The 3,762-nt window shown below is 72.7% G+C and carries 6 protein-coding genes; all 6 read right to left on the bottom strand.

The window, feature by feature from the left end:
• Positions 1 to 619 (bottom strand): hypothetical protein (locus NBZ83_RS30755; RefSeq protein WP_261571293.1); only part of this gene is annotated, 619 nt, incomplete at its 3' end.
• Entirely contained in the window at positions 616 to 1,434 is an 819-nt protein-coding gene (locus tag NBZ83_RS30750; protein ID WP_261576374.1) for a GvpL/GvpF family gas vesicle protein, read from the bottom strand. The genes NBZ83_RS30755 and NBZ83_RS30750, both read right to left, overlap by 4 nt.
• A gap of 5 nt (positions 1,435 to 1,439) precedes the next feature.
• Positions 1,440 to 1,871: a gas vesicle structural protein GvpA gene (locus NBZ83_RS30745; RefSeq protein ID WP_261571291.1), complete on the bottom strand. Its 432-nt coding sequence runs from the start codon at positions 1,869 to 1,871 to the stop codon at positions 1,440 to 1,442.
• The gene (gene gvpK / locus NBZ83_RS30740) at positions 1,868 to 2,266 is read right to left on the bottom strand and encodes a gas vesicle protein GvpK (protein ID WP_261571290.1); all 399 of its coding nucleotides are present in this window, start codon (positions 2,264 to 2,266) and stop codon (positions 1,868 to 1,870) included. The genes NBZ83_RS30745 and gvpK overlap by 4 nt, the downstream gene beginning before the upstream one ends.
• The gene (locus NBZ83_RS30735; RefSeq protein ID WP_261576373.1) at positions 2,263 to 2,550 is read right to left on the bottom strand and encodes a gas vesicle protein; all 288 of its coding nucleotides are present in this window, start codon (positions 2,548 to 2,550) and stop codon (positions 2,263 to 2,265) included. Before NBZ83_RS30735 ends, gvpK begins: the two co-directional genes overlap by 4 nt.
• Positions 2,543 to 3,762 (bottom strand): GvpL/GvpF family gas vesicle protein (locus NBZ83_RS30730; RefSeq protein WP_261576372.1); only part of this gene is annotated, 1,220 nt, incomplete at its 5' end. The genes NBZ83_RS30730 and NBZ83_RS30735, both read right to left, overlap by 8 nt.

The raw sequence follows: 3,762 nt of genomic DNA, 5'->3' as shown, positions 1-3,762 counted from the left end.
GTGCGGGGGCACGGCCGGCGGGGCGGCGGTTCACATCGCTGTCGTCGGGCCCCGCCTCCTCGGTCTCCGCCTCCTCGGTCTCCGCTTCCTCCCGTTCCGCTCCTGTCGGCCCCTGGCCGGATTCCTCGGCCCGGTCACCGGTGGCGCCGTCCCCCTGATCACCAGGGCTGCCCTCGGCCTGCTCACCGGAGGTGCCGTCCGCCTCCTGCCCCGCGGGTGCCTGCTCGTCCTTCTTTCCGCCGGTGCCCGGCACCGTCTTCAGGACATCGGTCACGGCTGCGGCCGCCGCCTTCGCGGTGGAACCGCCCTTCTCGGTCAAGGTCTCCGTAAGTTGCTGGGTGCGCTGTTGCAGGTTCTCGGTGAGACGCTCGACCTGGGCCTCGTACACCGACAGGGCGGCACGCCGGCCGGCCTCCACGACCGGCCCGCGCACCTGGGCGAGCAGCTGCTCGCCCTGGGGGGACTTCAGCAGCTTCACCGTCTGATCCCGCAGGAGATCCTTGGGGTCGTGATGACGTCCGGTCAGCCAGAGCGCCACACCGACGGCCACCTTCGCCTTCTTGGTCCGACCGAGAACGTAGCCACCGACGAGCGCCGCGGCGATCTTCGCACTGCTCACGATTGATCATCTCCCTTGCGTTCACCCGAATCCGGTCCCCAGCCCCAGCGACCGGTTCCCGCAAAGGAGTCGGCGGGTTCTCCCGCTGAGGTCCGGGTGCCGGGGGGGATTTCGACGAAGTCGATGGCGGGCAACGGCCCGACGTACTCGATCGAGAGCTCCGGTCGGGCCCGACGCAGCCGCGCGATCGCGGCGTCGAAGGTCTCGACGTCGTCGGTGGCCAGCAGGAAGGCCCAGCTGAGCACGGGATCCTCCGCCCCGCCGTGCCGCCGTCGCGGCCGATCCGAGCGGGCCAGCGGCTGCAGCTCGCTCAGGATCTCGTCGGCCTGCCGCTGCCGCCGCTGCACGACCAGCTCGGCGATCTCCTGCCCGAACCTGATCCGCTCGTCCAGATCATCCGGTGGCGGGCGGGCGACCACCGGCGATCCGGGGAGCACGGCCTGCAGGGCGGACCGCTCGTCCTCGTCCACGTCGAGACGCAGCTCCACGAGACCGTCGACGGCGTCGAGCCGCTCCGGCATCACGTCGACCAGCGGCGCGAGGACCTCCGTGCGCACGGCGTCCTCATCGGGGGCGACCGTGCCGAACCGCATCGGCAGCACGGGGCCTCGCGCCAGCAGTCGCTGCAGGATGTCCAGCTGGTGCACCGCCTCCTGGTCCCCGAGGGCCCCGACGTCGGCGGTGCAGCTCACCGCGGCCGACAACGGCCCGAACCGCACCAGATGCACGGGTTCCGGGGGGTGTCCAAGGCCGGGCGGGGCGGGTTCGGGAGCCGGGTGCCCCGCTCGGGTGACGCCATACACGATGACGGGCACGGCCCTCACCCCTGCTTGCCGCTGCGACGCTCGGCCGGGGCCTCGCGCCCCGCCGGCAGGTCCCGCCCGTGCCGTTCCTCGGCGGGCGCGCCACGCAGGGCGTCCACCACCTCCTCCGCCGTGTCCTTCAATCCGCCGAGCGCACCCCTGCTCTTGTGCCGCGCGGTGCCCTCGGTGACCTCGCGCATGAGCCCGGGCAGGCCGGAGACCTGCTCCGTGGGCTGCAGATCGAGCCGGTTCACCGCTTCCGCGAACCGCAGGTAGGTGTCGACGCTGGCAATGACGATCCGCGCGTCGATCGTGAGGATTTCGATTCCCACCAACGCGACCCGAACGTAGGCGTCGATGACGATCCCCTTGTCGAGAACCACGTCGAGGACGTCGGCGAGGCTGCTCGGCTGGGGAGCTCGATTGATCGGACGACTGGCAATGGTCATGATGCTGACCTCGCCTTCTGACAGGATTGCTGGTCGGCGCAGGATCGGGCGGAGCGCCGCTCGGGGGCCCTCGGCCCGCGGTCCGGGAACGCCTCCGAGCCGCTCTCGACGAGGCGACGTGCCCGGGCGACGGCGTCGTCGGCCTCCCGCTGGGTGATACCGAGCGAGGCGCGGACCCGCTCGAGGCTGTGCCGGATCTCGATCAGTGCCTGGCCCAGGTCGTCGAGCTGCTCCGCCGTCAGCTCGCCGCCGTCCATCCGGCGGACCGCCTGGCGTTCCAGCACCTCGCGCAGCAGTTCGAGGACGACCACGACGAGCTGTCCCAGACCTCGACCGACCTGGTCCGGGTCGGCGTTGAGGCGCAACGGGCGACCGGCGCCACCGGAACCACTCATCCCGCCACCTCCCCAGCTCCCTCCACGGCCTTCTGGATGCCGACGAGGAGCAGCCGTAGATCGAGCCGGATCAGGTCGACCCCGGCGAGAGCGATCACGACGTCGCCGCTGATCACGACACCGCGATCCACGAGCCGGTCCAGCAGGTCGGCGAGCGGCTGGGCCGCGGAGCAGGGCGGTTCGGCGGTGGTCGGGGTGCGGGGTCGGACCAGACCGGCGACACCGGCGCGGCCACGGGGAACGGGGCCGCCGCCCGGTCCGCACCGCTGACCCGACTCAGCCATCTCCGCCACCATCCCCATCCCCATCCCCACCACCGAGGGTGACGTGCACGAAGGAGTACGGCGGCCAAGGCCCCGTGATCTCGGCGTCGAGACCGGCCTGCGTCAGTCGCCGCACCAGCGCCCGCGCCGCCGCGAGGAACTCCTCGTCGGCCGAGCGCGGGACGAGGTAGGCGCAGTCGAACATCCGCCCGGCCCGGCTGCCCCGGCGTCGCGCGGTGTCCCGAGCGAAGGCGGTCAGCTCCTCGTCTGCCTGTTCGATCAGCGTGCCGAGTTCCTCCCGGCGCGCCTCCTGCGCCCGGATCTCCCGGCGCCGGGCCGTGAGATAGGCCGTGCCCGATCCCGGCGCGAGTGCCAATCCCTCCACTGGAAGATCGATAGGCTGGTCGAGAGGCGCCGCCTCGGTCACCGGGCGGGGCGCGTCGATCCGCAGGCCCCATTCCCTCGCGTCCTGAACCTGGGCCAGCGTGCGGGAAAGCGTCTGCTCCGGATCGTCGAGCACCGCGTAGGCCTGCTCCGCGTCCGACAGGACCGTGCCGAAACGCAGTGGGAGCACCCCACCGCGCTCCGCCAGCGCCCGCAGCACCTGATCGTGACGGCGTGCGAGGTCCGCAAGCCTCCCGGTCTCGGAGACGTCCTCCTCGAGGTCACGCAGCAAGGCGAGCTCGATATCGGAGACCACCAGGGCCACCGGCGGGCGGACCACGGCGCGCACCCCGGTCCCGGCCACCAGACCTTCGAGGTCGGACACCTGACGGCTCTGCTCCGGGACGATCCCGTAGACGTAAAGCCCGTGGTCCACGTCGGCGCCGCGACCGCGCCCGCGTGACCGGCCCGTGGACTCGGCCGCAGCCCCCTCGCCGTCCGGGACCGCCCGGTCGCCTGACACGCGATCGCCTGACACGTGGTCGCCCGTGGGGACCTCGGCCTCCTCCGCGGGCTCGGGCCCACCCGGCAGCGCCTCGTCGGGCCCCGGCGACACCTCGCCCGGCAGCCCGCCACCACCCCAGGGCCCTTCGGTGAGTTGCGGCAGCCCTTCGGCGAATACGACCCGGGTGATCTCCTGCGCCAGGCGCTGCGCCGCCTGGCACCGTGCCATACCGCGGGCCTCGGCGACGGCCTCCTCGAGGACGCCGGGCGCCAGCCGCCGGGCAAGTGCGGCGAGGCCGTCAGCACTCGCCGCGGGCATGACGAGGGGGGAGAACAGCCATGCCC

Origin of the sequence: Frankia gtarii, from assembly GCF_025403375.1 — a bacterium.
GTDB lineage: Bacteria > Actinomycetota > Actinomycetes > Frankiales > Frankiaceae > Frankia > Frankia gtarii.
This window is presented reverse-complemented; position numbering and strand designations above follow the sequence as displayed.

Excerpts from the sequence above, each read along its gene's own strand:
- NBZ83_RS30745 (WP_261571291.1), bottom strand. The coding sequence starts at position 1,871 with ATGACCATTGCCAGTCGTCCGATCAATCGAGCTCCCCAGCCGAGCAGC.
- gvpK (WP_261571290.1), bottom strand. The coding sequence starts at position 2,266 with ATGAGTGGTTCCGGTGGCGCCGGTCGCCCGTTGCGCCTCAACGCCGAC.
- NBZ83_RS30735 (WP_261576373.1), bottom strand. The coding sequence starts at position 2,550 with ATGGCTGAGTCGGGTCAGCGGTGCGGACCGGGCGGCGGCCCCGTTCCC.